Below are 17,058 nucleotides of genomic sequence, written 5' to 3' on the forward strand. Positions count from 1 at the left end.
ATAAACAAATGCAATACTTATGTCAAAATTCAAATTGGATGAATTAGATCATCAAATTTTAGAGGCCCTTATTGAAAATGCAAGAACTCCATTTACAGATATAGCAAAAAACCTTCTCGTATCAGCCGGTACCATTCATGTAAGAGTGAAAAAGATGGAAGATGAGGGGGTTATCAAAGGTTCTACGCTAAGCGTCGATTACAATAAGATGGGATATACTTTCATTGCTTATGTCGGGTTGTTTCTGGAAAACTCCTCAACAACACAACTGGTGATTGAAGAAGTGAGAAAAATTCCCGAAGTTACGGTGGCTCATCTTACGACCGGTAAATTTTCAATTTTCTGCAAAATTCGGGCAAAAGACACCATGCATGCCAAGGAGATCATTTTCAGGCTTGATAGAATCGAAGGAATCAAACGAACTGAAACCTCTATTTCTCTTGAAGAAGTGATCAATGACAAGAAAAGGCTCATGCACCAGATATTCAAGGAAATATCCTTTTAAAGAATATAGAATATTTATGAAAATCCTCTTTGTTACGTTTTAATAAGGAGGATTTTTACTTGATATGATACCTAAAAGATGATAAAAAAATCGATATTTGAGTAGAATTTCTTTATGTCATATTATTGAATGTTTTTTCTATGAATTTTGACTACTCCAAGCCTAAACTGGATGCTTCCCAACTCATTGATCTGTACAAGGCAATGCTTAAATCAAGAATGATCGAGGAGAAAATGCTGATCCTCTTAAGACAGGGAAAAATTTCAAAATGGTTCTCAGGAATTGGCCAGGAAGCAATCTCTTCAGGAATTACACTGGCCATGAGGGAAGATGAGTACATCCTTCCCATGCACAGAAACCTAAGCGTATTCACAAACAGGAAAATCCCCTTGTATAGGCTATTTTCTCAATGGCAGGGTAAAATGAATGGTTTTACCAAAGGTCGTGATCGATCCTTTCATTTTGGGACACAGGAATTTAAAATTGTCGGTATGATCTCTCATCTTGGGCCACAGCTCGGGGTAGCTAATGGAATAGCCCTGGCTCACAAGTTGAAAAATGAAGAAAAGGTTACCGCTGTTTTTTCGGGCGAAGGTGCTACAAGTGAAGGTGATTTTCATGAAGCTTTAAATGTAGCATCCGTTTGGAGCTTACCGGTCCTGTTTTGCATCGAGAACAATGGATATGGCTTATCCACACCTGTAAGTGAACAATTCAATTGTGAACATATTGCAGATAAGGGAAAAGGATATGGCATGGAAAGCCATATTATTGAAGGCAACAATATCGTTGAAGTGTATTCCAGGGTAGCCGAAATTACCAAAAGCATCCGTAAAGATCCAAGGCCCGTTTTACTTGAATTCAAAACATTTAGAATGAGGGGACACGAAGAAGCCAGCGGAACCAAATACGTCCCCAAAGAGCTTTTAAATGAATGGTCAAGAAAGGATCCTATTTTAAACTTTCAGGAGTTTTTAAGGAATGAATCTATTCTCTCGGAAAAGGAGGAAGTTGCTATTAAAACCGAATTTGCTCACGAGATCAATGATAATCTTGACATTGCATTTCAGGAAAAAGAGGTCAACTCGAGCCTGGAAAAAGAATTAAGTGACGTATACAAAAACTTTGATAACCAGATTATTGATCCTAGCAAGAAAGTCTCAAAGATCCGATTGGTCGATGCGATTTCACAGGGTTTGTATCAAAGTATGGAAAGACATCCGGAACTGGTCATTATGGGGCAGGACATCGCTTCCTATGGCGGAGTTTTTAAAATAACGGAAGGGTTTGCAAAAAAATTCGGACCCGAAAGAGTCAGGAATACCCCCATATGTGAATCCTCGATTATTGAAGCTGCATTTGGTTTAAGTGTTTCAGGTGTAAAATCGGTCGTTGAACTGCAATTTGGAGATTTTGTGACTTCCGGGTTTAATCCAGTTGTAAACCTTCTGGCAAAATCTTTTTACCGATGGGGTCAGAATGCTGATGTTGTTTTGCGAATGCCTTGTGGAGCTGGAGTAGGAGCAGGACCGTTCCATAGTCAAACAAACGAAGCATGGTTTACAAAAACTCCGGGATTAAAGGTTGTTTACCCTGCTTTTCCTGCCGATGCAAAAGGCCTTTTAGCTTCAGCAATTGAAGACCCAAACCCGGTACTATTTTTTGAGCACAAACAATTGTACAGATCTGTTTATCAGGAAGTCTCTGACGATTTTTACACGATCCCTATCGGTAAGGCCTCACTGGTTCAGGAAGGTGAAGAAATATCGATAATAACTTATGGAGCTGGAGTTCACTGGGCAATTGACTCCTTGGAAAAACTTAAGCTGAAAGCTGACCTGATTGACCTAAGGTCTTTGCAGCCCCTTGATACCGAGGCAATCTACAACTCTGTTAAAAAAACCGGAAAAGTTATTATTCTTCAGGAAGACTCATTGTTTGGGGGTATTGCCTCTGATATTTCAGCACTTATCAGTGAACATTGTTTTGAATTTCTTGATGCTCCTGTAGTTCGAATCGGCTCTCCGGAGATGCCCATTCCATTTGCGAAGAACCTGGAAGAGATCTACCTTCCCAACAAGAGATTTGAATTGGCTTTAATGGATCTGATCAATTATTGATCCCTTAAATTTTGATTATGAGCGAAGATTTTAATTTCGTAAATTTGAGAAACTTTAACACCGCCACATTATGAAAAAACTACTACTTCTTACACTTACTATTTTATTAATCAGTTCATGTGGCTCAACGCAGTCAAGTTCAGCCTCTAAGCCAAGCAAGAAAACTTTAAAAGGGACCTGGGAAATAACCAATATTAAATTTGTTGGCGAAAAAGGGCTCTACAAGGCCAATTTGTTTGACATGGCGGATTCAGCATGTTTTAAGGGTAGTCAATGGGTATTCATTCCTAATAACGGGTCTGGTAAATACACTATCAATGATGGTTCTCAATGCGAAGGTGTTGCCACGAGAATTCACTGGTCATTTTATGAGCCAGGAGACGGAACCTACCAGTTTCAATTCAAGTATGTTGATGAAAAGAATAAGCCTATTGATTCTGCAAACAGAGGCTACAGATCGGATATAGATTCTCTTGATGAAAACACGATGTTAATGAGGGTTAGGACAAGTTACGAGGGCAACGAGTTTGACGTTGTGCTCACTTATACAAAGGTTTCTGATGATTTTGCACTATAAAAACCAAAAGAAATGCTAAAACAGATAAAAATATACGGATTGTCCCTGGCAGTAATATTGTCTTTAAACATGAGTTGTACTGCGATTCAAAATTCTAACAAGACCCAACGAGGAGCAGGGATAGGTGTTGCAGCCGGGGCATTGGTTGGAGGATTGATTGGTGGAAATATTGGTGGTGCTTTAATTGGAGCCGCAATTGGAGGAGCTGCAGGGGCAGTAATTGGAAAGCAAATGGATAAACAGGCTGATAAGATTGAAGAAGCAGTTCCTGGGGCTGAAGTAAAACGTGTGGGAGAGGGGATTCAAATTATTTTTGATGACAAAAGTGGAGTTAATTTTGCTTTTGACAGCGCTGATTTAACCCCGGAAGCCAAAAAGAATCTCGATGCTGTTGCTGAGATTTTTATAGAGTTTCCTGATACTGAATTAATGATCGAAGGGCATACAGATAGCGTTGGTGATGAAAATTATAATATGAAATTGTCCCAAAGACGTGCCAATTCTGTTGTAGCCTATTTAAAAGCCAAAGGAGTTGCCGCAAATCGGTTTAAAGTAGAAGCTTTTGGAGAAACCAGACCTCGATTTGAAAATGACACGAAGGAGAATCAGGCTAAAAACCGTCGTGTTGAGATTGGGGTTGCAGCCAATGAACAGATGATTGAAGATGCAAAAGCCCAGACGGAATAAATACATCAAAGTAGGCTTTTGATATTTTATGATTTATGACACATGAACTAAAACAAATTATTCAGGGTTATCTAAATGCGCGGCATTTAGGGCTTGATTGTGTATTGGCAACAGTAGTTGACCTTGATGGCTCGTCTTACAGAAGGCCGGGGGTCCGCATGTTGATCAACGAACATGGGCATATGACGGGAGCGGTGAGCGGTGGCTGTGTTGAAAAAGAGATTCTTAAACAATCCGGAACCGTTTTTAAAACAGGGGTATCCAAAATGATGACCTATGATGGTCGTTACAGATTAGGGTGTGAAGGAACCTTATATATTCTGATCGAAAAATTCTGTCCGAGTCAGGATATGATCACGACATTTGAAGAAATACTCGAAAGTCGGAATACTTTTATCATAAAAAGTCAATATTCAAGAGAGCAGGGTGAGAACGCCGAACTGGGCTCGTATTTTGATTTTGGCTCTCAGGGAGCATTTGCTTTTTCGGGTCGGGAATACAGAATAAAAGGGAAAGAACTTAAAGTATTTGAGCAGCAGTTAAATCCATGTTTTCATTTACTGATCATCGGTGCAGAGCATGATGCATCTCAACTATCCCTGATGGCTGCCTCACTGGGCTGGGATGTTACCGTTGTTGTCAGCCCGTCCAGCCCCCAGGTATTAACGGATTTTCCGGGCAGCCAAAAATTGGAAAAAACAAACCCGGGAGAACTTAATCTGGACCTTATTGATCATAATACGGCTGTGGTTCTGATGACACATAGCTATGTCAAGGATTTGGAATATCTGTTTCATTTGATCAAAAGTCAACCCTGCTACATTGGTCTTTTAGGTCCTTCAAACAGAAGGGAGCGGATGCTTAACGATTTGATTGAAAAATTCCCTTCGATCAATGAAGAAATATTTGACGTCATGTTTGGCCCTGCAGGCTTGAACATCGGAGCCGAAACTCCTCAGGAAATTGCTTTGTCCATTTGTTCCGAGATTCTTTCAATTACAAGGGGTCAGGAGCCGAAGTCCCTTAAAGATAAAATAGGCAGAATCCATTTAAATACCAAACTCTAAGATGAGTGGAGTTACATTCCGTCCAAAGGTTGCCGGTGTTGTCCTGGCAGCAGGTGCTTCAAACAGAATGAAAAGAATAAAACAACTTTTACCCTGGAAGAAAACTACGCTTTTAGGTCATGCCATCAATCAGTTATTGCAATCAGGAGTCGAAAAGGTCTTTGTCGTTTTAGGGGCCAATGAAAACATTATTTCGGAACAGGTAAAAACTGAAAATATTGAGCTCATTAGCAATGCAAAATGGAAAGATGGAATGAGCTCTTCGATAGTCAAAATCATAGAATACTTTGAGGAAATGAACTTTGATTTTGATGGCTTACTAATTGCAGTTTGTGATCAACCATTACTTGATAACAACCATTATAAAAAACTTGTAATGAGCTGCATAAGTCAAGATCGTATTATTGTGTCCTCCTATGGGGACCAAGTAGGTGTACCGGCGTTATTCGGCAAGAATTTCTTTTCTGAATTAAAAGAGCTAAAGCATGATTATGGAGCAAAATCAGTTATTCAAAAACACTTGAGTAAAATGATTCAGCTTGATGCTCCAAACGGACTTATCGATTTAGATACAATGGAACAATACAATCATTATTACACTGCTTTTGGATAGTATTTCACTTGGTTTTACAGATATCCTGCTGGCGTTTCTCGCTACCCTGCTTTTGGGAATGGGTAAATCGGGGCTCAAGGGCCTTGGTGTTGTCATTGTTACCTTAATGGCCATTGTGTTTGGAGGAAAAGCTTCTACCGGAGTCTTAATGCCTATGATGATCGCTGCTGACATTTTTGCAGTAATTTATTACCACAGACACACGCAATGGTTTTTTTTAAAGAAACTCTTGCCGATGATGGTTCTTGGCGTGTTACTCGGCGTTTGGTGGGGAAATGATATCTCCGAGGATCTCTTTAAACAGGTCATGGCGGCATTTATTCTTTTGACCGTGCTGATCATGATCTGGATGGACAGGAGAAGGTCATATACCATTCCAAAGCACTGGGCTTTTAGCAGTTCTTTAGGCTTATTATCCGGAATCACCTCGATGATAGGGAATCTTGCGGGATCTTTCGCAAGTATTTATTTCCTTGCGATGAGATTGCCCAAGAATGAATTCATTGGAACGGCAGCCTGGCTCTTCTTTATTATCAATGTTTTCAAATTACCCTTTCACATCCTGGTCTGGAAAACGGTTACTATTGAAACTTTAACCATGAACCTGTGGCTTTCTCCGGCCATACCTTTAGGTTTTTTTCTCGGAGTTCGATTGGTTAAACTGATCAATAATGACTTCTACAGAAAACTTGTACTTGTAGTAACTGCAGTGGGCGCCATTGTAATTTTATTCAAATAAGCCCAAATCATACAGGTATTGTCACTCATGTTCTTGACTAATTATTTATGACAATAATTCCTTACATTTGGTGGAATTTTTCCCAAAAAACAACTATTTAATCAATCAAATGTCAGATTCAAAGAATCATCAAAAAGATGCACTTTCACCCATTTCACTAAAGGAAATTCTTGGCTATGCCGTGGGTGATGCAGGTTTTAATTTTTACTGGATCATTATTGGGTCCTATCTTTCTTATTTTTATACGGATATTTTCGGAATGTCTGCCGCAGCAGCGGGAACGATGTTTTTAGTCACAAAGATCATCGATGCTTTTACGGACCCCGCCATGGGAGCAATTGCTGACCGTACGAATTCAAGATGGGGGAAATTCAGACCCTATCTTTTATTTGGAGCCATCCCAATGGCAGCTGCCGCTATATTGACTATGAGTACTCCAGACCTTGGTGATACAGGAAAAATTGTATGGGCCTATGCAACCTATACGATGATGATGTTGTGTTATACCATACTGAGCACTCCTTATTCATCTTTAGCAGGTGTAGTTACAGCCAACGCAGATGAACGAAACAAAATTTTTGGATGGAGATTCTTTTTTGCGTACACCACAGGAATCATTGTAGGTGCTTTCACTCCGGGCCTTGCAGATTATTTTGCCAATGGCAGTGAAGCTCATGGCTGGCAAATGACCATGGTGCTGTATGCGTCTGTGGCCACGGTTTTATTTTTAATCACCTTTGCCACAACAAAAGAAAGAATACAGCCTCCAAAGGGTCAGGTTACCAAGCCCTTGGATGACATAAAGGATCTTTTGAATAATAAGCCATGGATCATTCTCTTTGCCCTTGCCATGATCATTATGATGACCATTGTATTCAGAGGCAGTTCTGCTACTTATTATTTTAAATATTTTGTACAAAGACCGGATTTAATGGGAGCCTTTATCGGGGTTCAAATGGCGGCATATGCCGTTGGCTGTCTTTTATCACCCTATCTAACCAAGTTGATGGACAAAGCAAAACTTTTGATGGTCCTTATGACGCTGGTCGGTGTCTTTTCGATTGCCTTTGCCTTCATACCAAAGCCTCAGTCTACAGGCGTGGTAACCGTTGATAATTCAACTAAGATAGAATTACATGCAAAAGACCTTCTGGATGATATAGACCAAAATTCGAATCGTTTTCAATGGGTCGAGCACAAGGCCGGAATATTTTGGTTTCTCAAGGACCTGGATCCCATTGGAGACAATACAAGCTCCTTAATCTTGGAGCCAGTAACAAGCGAAGCCAAAGCGAATCGGGTCATAAGTGTTTATCAAATGGATGAAAATGGCGCTGTAATTCAAGACAGTTCAGACCTTCCCAAGGAAATAATATGGATGTTTATTTTGAACATCATCATCAGCCTTGCACTCGGACCAAAATCTCCGATAACCTGGTCCATGTACGCGGATGCAGCAGATTTTAATCAATGGAAAACAGGAAGAAGGGCTACGGCGATGACTTTTTCAGCGGCCACCTTCTCCCAGAAACTCGGAGGGGCCCTGGGATCTGCAGGTATTCTCTGGGTTCTTGCATCATTGGGTTATTCGGCTAACCAGATCCAGGAAGGCGCTTCGCTATCAGGGATCGTTTGGCTGCAAACTGTTGTTCCTGCTTTTTTTGCTTTTGTCGCCATATTTGCTTTGAAATTCTATGATTTGAGTGAGGCGAAGTTAAAGCAGATCCAACAGGATCTAAGTGAAAGAAATTCATAAATATTGAAGATCAATAAAATGCTTACAAAATCAATCAATAATGGCGAACGGGTTAATTTGTACAGTCCGGTAGCCATGCCCAAGGCATCCTCTTTTCTTTGGAACAGGAAAATGATGATCCATATGAATTGCAGGGGATTTGCCGTCGCTCAATTCATGCAGCCTGAACCTGCAAAATACGCTCATGCTCCAAACCTCGAAGCCAAGACCTTTATGCAGCCTGAGCAACCTTATTATGCACATCATCCTGGACGATTTTGTTATATCAAAGACCTGGATACCGATGAGCTGTTCTCAGTACCCCATGAACCCGTAAGGTCCGTGCCTGATGAATTTTGTTTTTCCGCAGGTCAGCATGATATAGGATGGCAGATTATAAAAAACGAGATTCAGGTCAAAATGACCCTGAATTTAACAAAGGATGACCTTGTTGAAATGTGGCAGATTGAAATTCAAAATCTGAGTAACAAATCCAAACGGCTTCAGGTCTTTCCTTATTTTCCTGTGGGATACATGTCCTGGATGAATCAATCCTCAAGCTACGATTCAAGATTAAATGCCATTATATGCAGCAGCATTTCACCTTATCAGAAATATCAGGACTATGATAAAATCAAGAGTTTCAAAGACAAAACATTTCTACTTGCTGAAGAAAAACCAGATGCCTTTGAAACAAATCAGGAAGCATTTGAGGGAGAAGGCGGGTTGCATGCTCCATCCTCAATTGCGTCGGGTGGTTTAAAGAATGGTAATGCTATTTATGAAACGCCCACTTGTGCCATGCAATATGACCTTAAACTTGACCCGGAAGAAGAAAAATGCCTGAATTTTATTTTTGGCCCTGCCAAAGATCGGGATGAAATTGTAGGGATTCGTAAAAGGTTTTTTGAAGATCCATTGGGAGTTGAAAAGGCAAAGAGAGATTATAAGGAATACATTGAAAATGGTGTTAACCTCATTTCAATTGAAACACCAAACCAAAAACTGAATGAGTTTGTCAATCATTGGCTGCCAAGACAAATTTATTATCACGGGGAAACCAATAGGTTGTCAACGGACCCTCAAACCCGTAATTATCTTCAGGATAATATGGGGATGGGGTATATCAAACCAGGTATTGCACGCAAGGCCTTTGAAAAAGCTTTGTCTCAACAACAGTCTTCAGGTGCCATGCCTGACGGTGTCATTATTGTCAAGGGAGCCGAACTGAAATACATCAATCAGGTTCCTCACACGGATCACTGTGTCTGGCTTCCTGTTTGTTTAAAAAGCTACCTGGACGAAACGAATGATCATGAATTTCTTTCTTCACTTCAGCCTTTTGCAGATCGTGAAGAAAAGGTTTCGGCTACAGAACACATAAACAGGGCCATGATCTGGTTAATGGAAAACAGAGATGAAAGAGGATTGAATTATATCAATCAGGGCGATTGGTGCGATCCGATGAATATGGTTGGTTACAAGGGTAAAGGGGTTTCTGGCTGGCTGTCAATGGCTTGCTCTTATGCCCTTAAAACATGGGTTCAAATTGTTGAAACCTATAAACTCGACGTGGACACCTCGGTTTTTAAAGAATGTATCAAGGAACTAAATGATTCCGTCAACAGGCATATATGGTCTGTTCACTGGTATGGAAGGGGTATTACTGATGATAACACACTATTTGGGATCCACTCAGATCCTGAAGGGAGGATATTTCTTAACCCGCAGGCCTGGTCTTTATTATGCGATGCAGCAGACCGCGATAAAGAAAATAAGATCATTAAGGCTGTGGAAGAGGAGTTAGAATCACCCTATGGGATAGAAATGTTAAACCCTTCTTTTACTTCAATGAGGGAAGATATAGGGCGTGTTACTCAAAAACATCCCGGGTCGGCTGAGAACGGATCTGTGTATAATCACGCCGAGGCCTTTTATATTTTTGCGCTTTATACCAAAGGGTATGCTGACAAGGCCTACCGTTTGATCGATAAAATGATTCCGGGAACGGATGAGAAGGACCTTTTACAAAGGGGACAACTACCGGTATTTATTCCAAATTACTACAGAGGAGCATTCAGACAACATCCAAGAACTGCAGGAAGGTCGAGCCAGTTATTTAATACTGGTACGGTACACTGGATCTACAGATGTCTTATTGAAGGATTATTTGGTCTAAAAGGAGAAACCGGCGGATTGAGAATTTCCCCTCAACTTCCTGATGCTTGGGATCATGTGAAAGTGACAAGGCGGTTTAGAGGTGCTAATTTTCATATTGACATGAGAGTTGATCATGAAGTTTCAACCATTCAGGTTTTTCAAAACGATGAACGGCTGGAAGGCAATCTTATAGAGAACTTTCAAATAGGTAATGAATACCAGATCAGAGTAACTCTTCCAGGATCAGTTTCCTGATCCGGAAAAGTTCCGTTTGTAAGGCATAGGCCTGCATTTATAAGGAGATTGAGGTTGTAGGGCGAATAATGTTTTTCATGATCCTCTAAATATGTAATTTTAATGCAGTGATTGATCTTCGGCTCGACACAAATATTGATTGGAATTATAAATAACATAAACACAAGAAGAGATGAGAAAAGCTGGTTTTATACTATTTCTTTTCTGCCTTAGTATATCGGCAGGATTATCGGCACAAACAAGTTTGTTTAATGGAAAAGACCTTTCGGGCTGGACAGCCTATGGTACCGAAAAATGGTATGTTGAGGATGGACTTTTGGTATGTGAAAGTGGCCCTGACGAGCAGTACGGTTATCTGGCTACGAATAAACATTATAAAAATTTTGAATTGAATCTTGAGTTTAAACAAGAAGCTGATGGAAACAGCGGGGTGTTTATTAGATCGACCATTGAAGGAACCAAAGTAAGCGGATGGCAGGTGGAAGTAGCTCCGAAAGGCAAGCATACCGGAGGGGTTTACGAATCTTATGGCCGAGGTTGGCTGATCAAGCCTGAACCAGAAAAGGAAAATGTGCTTAAAGAAGGAGAATGGAATCAAATGAAAATCATAGTTAATGGGAACATTTTGACTTCTTATTTAAATGGAGTTGAAATGATAAAGATTTCCGATGCAAAAATCGGTGCAGGTGAAGGCTCAGTTGCACTGCAAATTCACGACGGGGGCGGTATCAAAGTGAAATGGAGAAATATCGTGATCAAAGAAATGTAATTGTAATATTTTTGAATTATTTTATTTAAAGCCTGTTTGCTTAGCCAGACAGGCTTTGTTTTTAAAATAGGCTTTGTTGCTGATAAAGCCCGGGGTTGGTTGTAAAATCATAGCGAGGCTTTACATCTTTGCAATTTAACCAGGCCTGCATTTCGTCCTGATCATATAAGGCAAAGGGCATTCTTAATTTGGTATTGTGAATTTCGCGCATAACACCCTGCGCTTCCGTTGTAACCACCGCATACGTTTTTGTATCGGAGCAGTGGTCATATAGCCCGGCAAGGGCGAACAATTCATTGTTAAATCCTATATCATATTTGATTTTACTTCCATTGATATGCTGCCATTCATAAAAGCCATTTACGATGATCAAACATCTGTTATTCGTGATATTCTTAAAGGAAGGTTTTTCTTCCAGTGTCTCGATTCTTGCATTCAGGGTGTATTGCCTGTTCCAGCTTTCATCTGCCCAGTAGGGGATAAGTCCCCATTGATAAAGCTGGATCAATTTTGGATCTTCATCTGTTATTACAGGAGTCTTGGGAAAGTCAAAGGCTTTGATCACTTCACTGGGATCAAACTCATCCAATCCACTGATTCGAGCATCAAACTGTCTTTGGATTTCTTCTTTTTTCTTGGTTATCTTGGTTTGATAGCACATGATATGAATGGTTTTGAAATTTGACTAAGGGATTAAATGATAAAGCCGGATTCGGTTTCGAGAAGTACGAATTTATCTTCATTTTTATTTCTAAATCCTCTCAGAATCTTCTGAATATCTCTGTTATCCTTCTTCATAATAAGGAACTCTTTTAACTGGTCAAGGGAAGCGATCTGCTGATCCGAATCAATAAAGCCAAAACCTTGATAAATTCCGTTTTCGATCAGTACAAACGCCAGCTCTTCACGATTCCTCCCTCGCTGTTTAATAAGATAGCTCTTACTGTCATTACTCATGTATTCAATGGCTTCTTTGACCCTCTTATTGTAGCTGGCTACGGATTCTTCGCCACGACAAACTCCTTTACATTTTTTTATCTGATAATGAAAACAGGAGTTCACGTTAGACTGTAAATGGCAATATTTGGGGCAAAGCTCAAATTTTTCGCAGATTCTTTCCAAAAATAGCCTGCTCTCAGTAGAATTATAAAACTTGCAAATGGGGTTGGGAGCGCTTTTAAGATTATTCCATGCCAAATGCATCAATCCCGACCTGTCTTCATAACTGAATACCGCAAAACCTTCGTTATTTCTTCTCTGGGCCCTGTTATAAAGCGGGTAGTACTTTTTTATTTCTTCCGATTCCAAAAGGAGCGCGATCAATTCGCTTCCGGTTATTTCAAAAGTTATATTGGTGGTTTGCTGACACAAAGAAACTTCCCTGTTTTTCTTATCATAAAAGTGGCTCAAAACCCTCTTTTTGATGTTTACGGCCTTCCCCACATAAATAATCTCATCCTTTTCATTTCGAAAATAATAGACACCCGTTTTTTCTGGTAATTGATCAAAAACTTCTTTGGCTAATCCAGGAGGGAGCGTGGCATGTCTGGATCCTTGCTTTAAAAATGAATTAAAAACTTTCCGATCATTGTCTAAATTTAAAAGTTTGTCAAAAAGCATGGCTGTTGCCCTTGTGTCACCCATCGCCCTGTGCCTGTCATGAAGAGGTATTCCCACATTGGCACATAGTTTCCCTAAACTATAGGAGGGAAGCCCCGGAATTAGCTTGCGAGACAATCTTACCGTACATAGTTTTTTTCTTTTAAAGGGAAATCCCAGATCAGCAAATTCCTTGTGAATTACGTTGTAGTCAAAATTGACATTATGGGCAACAAAAATACAATCGGAAGTAAATTCAATGATCTCTTTGGCAATTTCATAGAATTTTGGAGCATCCGCAACCATATAATCATCGATTCCCGTCAATCTTGTAATGGCATAGGGGATACTGCTCTCAGGATTGACCAGGCTGTGAAATTCATCGACAACCTGTTTCCCATTATGAACCAGGATGGCAATTTCAGTGATTTTATTTCCCTGAATGCCCATCCCTGTGGTCTCAACATCAATTATTGCATATTTTACACCATCGTTCATCAAAAAAGTAACAGAATTTAGCCGCAGATTATCTCCTGTTTAAAAATAAGAAAGAAATTTATACTTATTTTTATCTGAACAACTTTATTGCAAATTTTTTATGGAAGAACAATTTTTTCAGTGTCCTTACTGCTGGGAGGAGATTTCCATTCTGACAGATCCTTCTGTTACAGAACAAATTCTTGTTGAGGATTGCGAGGTTTGTTGTAACCCGATAGAAATAACGATAGTCTTTGATCAGGGCACTTTGGTCAGTTTTGAATCCAAGGATCTTGGTCAGTAAAAATTCGAATCAACTTAATTTATCCATTACTTTTCGCCTTTGCCGCTTTGTATCGACTCGCAAATAGATAATGATCAGAATCGATAAGAAACTGCATATCAGGAATCCTATAAATAGTGGTAAGGCTCGCTGATCGATAAATCGGCCAATATAGATACTGATGGGAACCGCCATAATGGTAGAGATAAAACCGGTAATCGCGGCACCTATTCCCGCTATATGTCCTATAGGCTGCATAGCCATTGCCCTTAAATTTCCGAATAAGAATCCAATAGAAAAGAACTGCATGCCAAAAAACAACAGGAGAAGGGTAACATCCGGATTATCTGTATTATAGAATAGTATCAAATAAAGCAGGGAAATACTAAAAAAAGACAAAATAGCAGTGTTAATAATTCGTTCCATTCCAAATCGAACTACCAGGGTTCCGTTTAAAAAAGTAGCAGATCCAATGGAGATGGCCAGCCCTGCAAAAATGAAAGGAAATTCCTCTTTCAATCCATATTGCGTGTGAAATATTTGCTGGGAGGAGCTTAAATAAACCATAAAGGATCCTGTGATAAAACCAGAGATAATTGTATAACCCATCGTCTTTTTGTATTTGATCAGTTCCTTCAATCCATCAGAAAAAATATGTCCCGAAAAACTGATTCGTTGTGCATCAGGTAAGGTCTCAGGCTGCCTTTTCCAAAACCACCAAGACACTAAAATACTGAATATCAATTGAATATAGAATATTGCTTGCCAGTTATAGTGATCAAGTACAAACTTCCCCATGGCAGGAGCTATAATGGGGACCAAAATGAAAACAACCGTTATAAAAGACATGATTCTGGCCATATAATCACCTTCAAATGTATCACGCACCATAGCGATACTAATGGTTCTAGGGGCGGATAAACCAACTCCCTGTAAAATTCGGCCAATCACCATCCAAAATAAACTTTCCGAATAAATACAGATCAAACTTGCAATAATAAAAATGGTGAAACCCATGTACACAATGGGCTTTCTGCCTAAACTGTCTGAAATAGGTCCAAACAGAAGCGGCCCGATTCCCAATCCAAGAAAGATCATGGTTATCAGCAGCTGTGTATCACTTGATTTTGTCGTTCCGATTGAAAAACCGATATAATCCAGTGCGGGAAGTAAAGCATCAATAGCAAGCGCCACAATTGACATCAGGGACGCCATCAGCGCTACGAATTCAAACTGGGAAGGTATTCGATTTTGCATCCGGCAAAAATACGCCAAATTTATTTGCTGTTAACCATTTAACATACCTATAAATTTGTCCTTCCATCAGCTGTGCGGGATTCGTTTTTTAGAACTGACTGGTCCAGCCAAGAACCGTTTTGAAAAATTCTGGATGCAATGAGGACCAATAGGAGAAATCAGGGTTTTCCCTCAACATCATGGAATGATCGGCACCTTCAATTCTTAGGTATTTATTTTTCTTATTTGCCTTTTTACCAATATGGCTTTCAATCTTTTCAAGGCTTGATTCAGGAATGACCTGGTCCTGTCCACCTTCAATAATCAATAGAGGAGTAGACAGATTTTCAAAATAGGGAAGCGGGGTATAATTTAATTTTCGATCCGTAACCACCTCATCCAGATTAGGAATCCAAATTTGATGAAACCAGTTTTTTGATTCATACTGTGAGATTTTACCTTCAAGTGATTGTTTATCAATATTGGAGGCAATATACTCAAATACAGCTCCTTGCATCAATGAAGCTTCTTCGATACTTGACTCTCCAATTACAGTTTTGTTCCTGTTTTTCCAATAATTGAGATCACTTTCCAATAGTGTTGAAGCAGGGCAACTTACGATTACGCCGTAAGCTAATTTTGGTTGCTTCTTTAAGATATAGGGAATTTTAGCTCCGCCTTGACTACTTCCAATAATGCCAATGTCAGCATAATCGATCTTTTCAGATTCATGAAGGAATTCCAAGGCACTAAGATCATCACCACAAAGCTCGGGTATATCCGCCAGTTGCCAGTTACCATCTGATAATCCTGTTCCGCGTTTGTCAATATGAAAACTTATATATCCGGCTTTTGCCAATAAAAGTGCTTCGGCCCGTGAACTGCTGCGATCCTGGTTTCCTGAAGACGTAACCAGATAGATGGCTTTACCATTAGGGGTATCCGGATAGTAAATGGTTCCATATAATAGGTTTGAGCCCGATCTAAGCCGGACATCTTTGGATTTTGCGGATTCAGTGTCTGGATTTCTCTTATTCAATTCAAAATCATAGCTACGGCCATCCACGGTCAGCTGACAAGGCATTTCATTATCGTTAACACTGGAACATTCAAATTCATAGCGAAAAAAATCGCTTTGCAGAGCAAAGAAAAGTGAAGCATCCTTGACCGAAATGTCACCGGCTGGTATTCCAAAAGCATTCTGGCCAAGACTGTTGAATTTAATAACATACTGATCGTTAATCTTGGAAATATCAAATTCAAGATCTGTTTCAAAAGTTTCAAATTTAAATTGTCCTGAATAAACACCTGGTTCCGGAATTTTCTGAGCTTGAGAAAATTGAACAATTCCCAAAATACTTAGAAATAGATAATAGTAATTTTTTAGTCTCATAATATGTAAGACGTCTAACGTCATTTTTTGTAACAATTCTTTAAAAAATTTTAAATAAAAGGCAGAGAAATATTTTTATATACGGCTTTTGACCTGGTTCGGATGCATCATAATGATTATGAAAAGGAGAGGGTTTCCATATTTTCTATTTAACATAATATTAATTATAGTACAAGTATAAGGTTTTGTTCTATACAAGGTATATCAACGATCTTTAAACTTAATCCGAAAAGCATATTATACGTTTACTTCATGATAAAAATCTGTTTTGATTTCCTTTTAATTCCATAATTTAGTAATGGCAATAAACCGAAATACAAATACTTCAAAATAGAATTCTTATGAAAGTCAATCGATTGCTTACCAACCTGTTTATTTTAATTTTTTCATTGTTCCTGTTTTCTTCTTGCGCAGATAAAAAGACCGAACAAAAAACTGAATCCGTTAAGGAAACCGTTTCTGCTGAATCGTCCTATCAATGTCCAATGGATTGTGAAAATGGCAAAACTTATGACGAATCCGGATCTTGTCCAGTCTGCAAAATGGATCTCAAAGCTATGAATTCAGCAAAGGCGCATACATGTAAAAAACACAAAGACGGAAAATGCGATTGTAAAGGTGAAAAATGTGCCTGTAAGAATTGTGCAGAACACGCTCAGGCTATGACCTGTAAAAAGCACAAAGATGGTAAATGTACTTGCGAAGGGAAAAAGTGCGCCTGCGAAAACTGCGTCGAACATTCCTGAATTCTCCCTCATTCTTAAACAAAGTTCAAATGTAATAAACCGAAATTTCGATTTATTACATTTGGACTTTAGTTAATTTCTATTTGGTCAAGAACGG

The 17,058-nt window shown here is 39.4% G+C and carries 16 protein-coding genes; 12 read left to right on the top strand and 4 right to left on the bottom strand.

Features of this window, described 5'->3' with window-relative positions:
- Positions 1–19: 19 nt before the first annotated feature.
- The 10 genes from LCM02_RS05230 to LCM02_RS05275 all read left to right on the top strand — a co-directional run bounded on the left by LCM02_RS05230 (position 20) and on the right by LCM02_RS05275 (position 11,227).
- On the top strand, positions 20–505 hold the full coding sequence (locus tag LCM02_RS05230; RefSeq protein WP_224927272.1) for an Lrp/AsnC family transcriptional regulator: 486 nt from the start codon (positions 20–22) through the stop codon (positions 503–505).
- A gap of 140 nt (positions 506–645) precedes the next feature.
- Entirely contained in the window at positions 646–2,625 is a 1,980-nt protein-coding gene (locus LCM02_RS05235) for an alpha-ketoacid dehydrogenase subunit alpha/beta (protein ID WP_224927273.1), read from the top strand.
- 70 nt (positions 2,626–2,695) lie between these two features.
- Entirely contained in the window at positions 2,696–3,202 is a 507-nt protein-coding gene (locus tag LCM02_RS05240; RefSeq protein ID WP_224927274.1) for a lipocalin family protein, read from the top strand.
- 12 nt (positions 3,203–3,214) lie between these two features.
- Positions 3,215–3,889, top strand: coding sequence for an OmpA family protein (locus LCM02_RS05245; protein ID WP_224927275.1), 675 nt, complete (start codon positions 3,215–3,217; stop codon positions 3,887–3,889).
- Positions 3,890–3,924: 35 nt separating this feature from the next.
- Positions 3,925–4,956: an XdhC family protein gene (locus LCM02_RS05250; protein ID WP_224927276.1), complete on the top strand. Its 1,032-nt coding sequence runs from the start codon at positions 3,925–3,927 to the stop codon at positions 4,954–4,956.
- Between the two features lies 1 nt (position 4,957).
- Positions 4,958–5,569: a nucleotidyltransferase family protein gene (locus tag LCM02_RS05255; RefSeq protein WP_224927277.1), complete on the top strand. Its 612-nt coding sequence runs from the start codon at positions 4,958–4,960 to the stop codon at positions 5,567–5,569.
- A complete protein-coding gene (locus LCM02_RS05260) occupies positions 5,562–6,308 on the top strand; it encodes a sulfite exporter TauE/SafE family protein (RefSeq protein WP_224927278.1) in 747 nt (248 codons plus the stop codon). The genes LCM02_RS05255 and LCM02_RS05260 overlap by 8 nt, the downstream gene beginning before the upstream one ends.
- A gap of 109 nt (positions 6,309–6,417) precedes the next feature.
- Positions 6,418–8,064 (top strand): MFS transporter, encoded by a 1,647-nt coding sequence (locus LCM02_RS05265; RefSeq protein ID WP_224927279.1) that lies wholly within the window; start codon positions 6,418–6,420, stop codon positions 8,062–8,064.
- Between the two features lie 18 nt (positions 8,065–8,082).
- Positions 8,083–10,458 (top strand): GH36-type glycosyl hydrolase domain-containing protein, encoded by a 2,376-nt coding sequence (locus LCM02_RS05270; protein WP_224927280.1) that lies wholly within the window; start codon positions 8,083–8,085, stop codon positions 10,456–10,458.
- A gap of 172 nt (positions 10,459–10,630) precedes the next feature.
- Entirely contained in the window at positions 10,631–11,227 is a 597-nt protein-coding gene (locus tag LCM02_RS05275; protein WP_224927281.1) for a 3-keto-disaccharide hydrolase, read from the top strand.
- Positions 11,228–11,288: 61 nt separating this feature from the next.
- Here the strand turns inward: LCM02_RS05275 and LCM02_RS05280 are convergent, their stop codons facing one another.
- Both LCM02_RS05280 and LCM02_RS05285 read right to left on the bottom strand, forming a co-directional pair.
- A complete protein-coding gene (locus LCM02_RS05280; protein ID WP_224927282.1) occupies positions 11,289–11,888 on the bottom strand; it encodes an SOS response-associated peptidase in 600 nt (199 codons plus the stop codon).
- A gap of 32 nt (positions 11,889–11,920) precedes the next feature.
- Complete coding sequence (locus tag LCM02_RS05285; protein WP_224927283.1) at positions 11,921–13,324, bottom strand: exonuclease domain-containing protein; 1,404 nt, start codon at positions 13,322–13,324, stop codon at positions 11,921–11,923.
- Positions 13,325–13,424: 100 nt separating this feature from the next.
- On the opposite strand from LCM02_RS05285, the gene LCM02_RS05290 reads away from it, so the two are divergent.
- Positions 13,425–13,607, top strand: coding sequence for a CPXCG motif-containing cysteine-rich protein (locus tag LCM02_RS05290; protein ID WP_224927284.1), 183 nt, complete (start codon positions 13,425–13,427; stop codon positions 13,605–13,607).
- A 9-nt stretch (positions 13,608–13,616) separates the two neighbouring features.
- Here LCM02_RS05290 and LCM02_RS05295 read toward each other — a convergent pair whose 3' ends face one another.
- On the bottom strand, positions 13,617–14,843 hold the full coding sequence (locus tag LCM02_RS05295; protein ID WP_224927285.1) for a multidrug effflux MFS transporter: 1,227 nt from the start codon (positions 14,841–14,843) through the stop codon (positions 13,617–13,619).
- A gap of 88 nt (positions 14,844–14,931) precedes the next feature.
- Positions 14,932–16,215: an alpha/beta hydrolase family protein gene (locus LCM02_RS05300; protein ID WP_224927286.1), complete on the bottom strand. Its 1,284-nt coding sequence runs from the start codon at positions 16,213–16,215 to the stop codon at positions 14,932–14,934.
- Between the two features lie 341 nt (positions 16,216–16,556).
- On the opposite strand from LCM02_RS05300, the gene LCM02_RS05305 reads away from it, so the two are divergent.
- Complete coding sequence (locus tag LCM02_RS05305; RefSeq protein ID WP_224927287.1) at positions 16,557–16,961, top strand: heavy metal-binding domain-containing protein; 405 nt, start codon at positions 16,557–16,559, stop codon at positions 16,959–16,961.
- Positions 16,962–17,058: the final 97 nt, after the last annotated feature.

The sequence above is a fragment of the Lutimonas saemankumensis genome, assembly GCF_020171465.1.
GTDB classification, from domain to species: Bacteria; Bacteroidota; Bacteroidia; order Flavobacteriales; family Flavobacteriaceae; genus Lutimonas; species Lutimonas saemankumensis.

Coding starts and splice junctions, on each gene's coding strand:
- LCM02_RS05230 (WP_224927272.1), top strand. CDS start 20: ATGTCAAAATTCAAATTGGATGAATTAGATCATCAAATTTTAGAGGCC.
- LCM02_RS05235 (WP_224927273.1), top strand. CDS start 646: ATGAATTTTGACTACTCCAAGCCTAAACTGGATGCTTCCCAACTCATT.
- LCM02_RS05240 (WP_224927274.1), top strand. CDS start 2,696: ATGAAAAAACTACTACTTCTTACACTTACTATTTTATTAATCAGTTCA.
- LCM02_RS05245 (WP_224927275.1), top strand. CDS start 3,215: ATGCTAAAACAGATAAAAATATACGGATTGTCCCTGGCAGTAATATTG.
- LCM02_RS05250 (WP_224927276.1), top strand. CDS start 3,925: ATGACACATGAACTAAAACAAATTATTCAGGGTTATCTAAATGCGCGG.
- LCM02_RS05255 (WP_224927277.1), top strand. CDS start 4,958: ATGAGTGGAGTTACATTCCGTCCAAAGGTTGCCGGTGTTGTCCTGGCA.
- LCM02_RS05265 (WP_224927279.1), top strand. CDS start 6,418: ATGTCAGATTCAAAGAATCATCAAAAAGATGCACTTTCACCCATTTCA.
- LCM02_RS05270 (WP_224927280.1), top strand. CDS start 8,083: ATGCTTACAAAATCAATCAATAATGGCGAACGGGTTAATTTGTACAGT.
- LCM02_RS05275 (WP_224927281.1), top strand. CDS start 10,631: ATGAGAAAAGCTGGTTTTATACTATTTCTTTTCTGCCTTAGTATATCG.
- LCM02_RS05280 (WP_224927282.1), bottom strand. CDS start 11,888: ATGTGCTATCAAACCAAGATAACCAAGAAAAAAGAAGAAATCCAAAGA.
- LCM02_RS05285 (WP_224927283.1), bottom strand. CDS start 13,324: ATGAACGATGGTGTAAAATATGCAATAATTGATGTTGAGACCACAGGG.
- LCM02_RS05290 (WP_224927284.1), top strand. CDS start 13,425: ATGGAAGAACAATTTTTTCAGTGTCCTTACTGCTGGGAGGAGATTTCC.
- LCM02_RS05295 (WP_224927285.1), bottom strand. CDS start 14,843: ATGCAAAATCGAATACCTTCCCAGTTTGAATTCGTAGCGCTGATGGCG.
- LCM02_RS05300 (WP_224927286.1), bottom strand. CDS start 16,215: ATGAGACTAAAAAATTACTATTATCTATTTCTAAGTATTTTGGGAATT.
- LCM02_RS05305 (WP_224927287.1), top strand. CDS start 16,557: ATGAAAGTCAATCGATTGCTTACCAACCTGTTTATTTTAATTTTTTCA.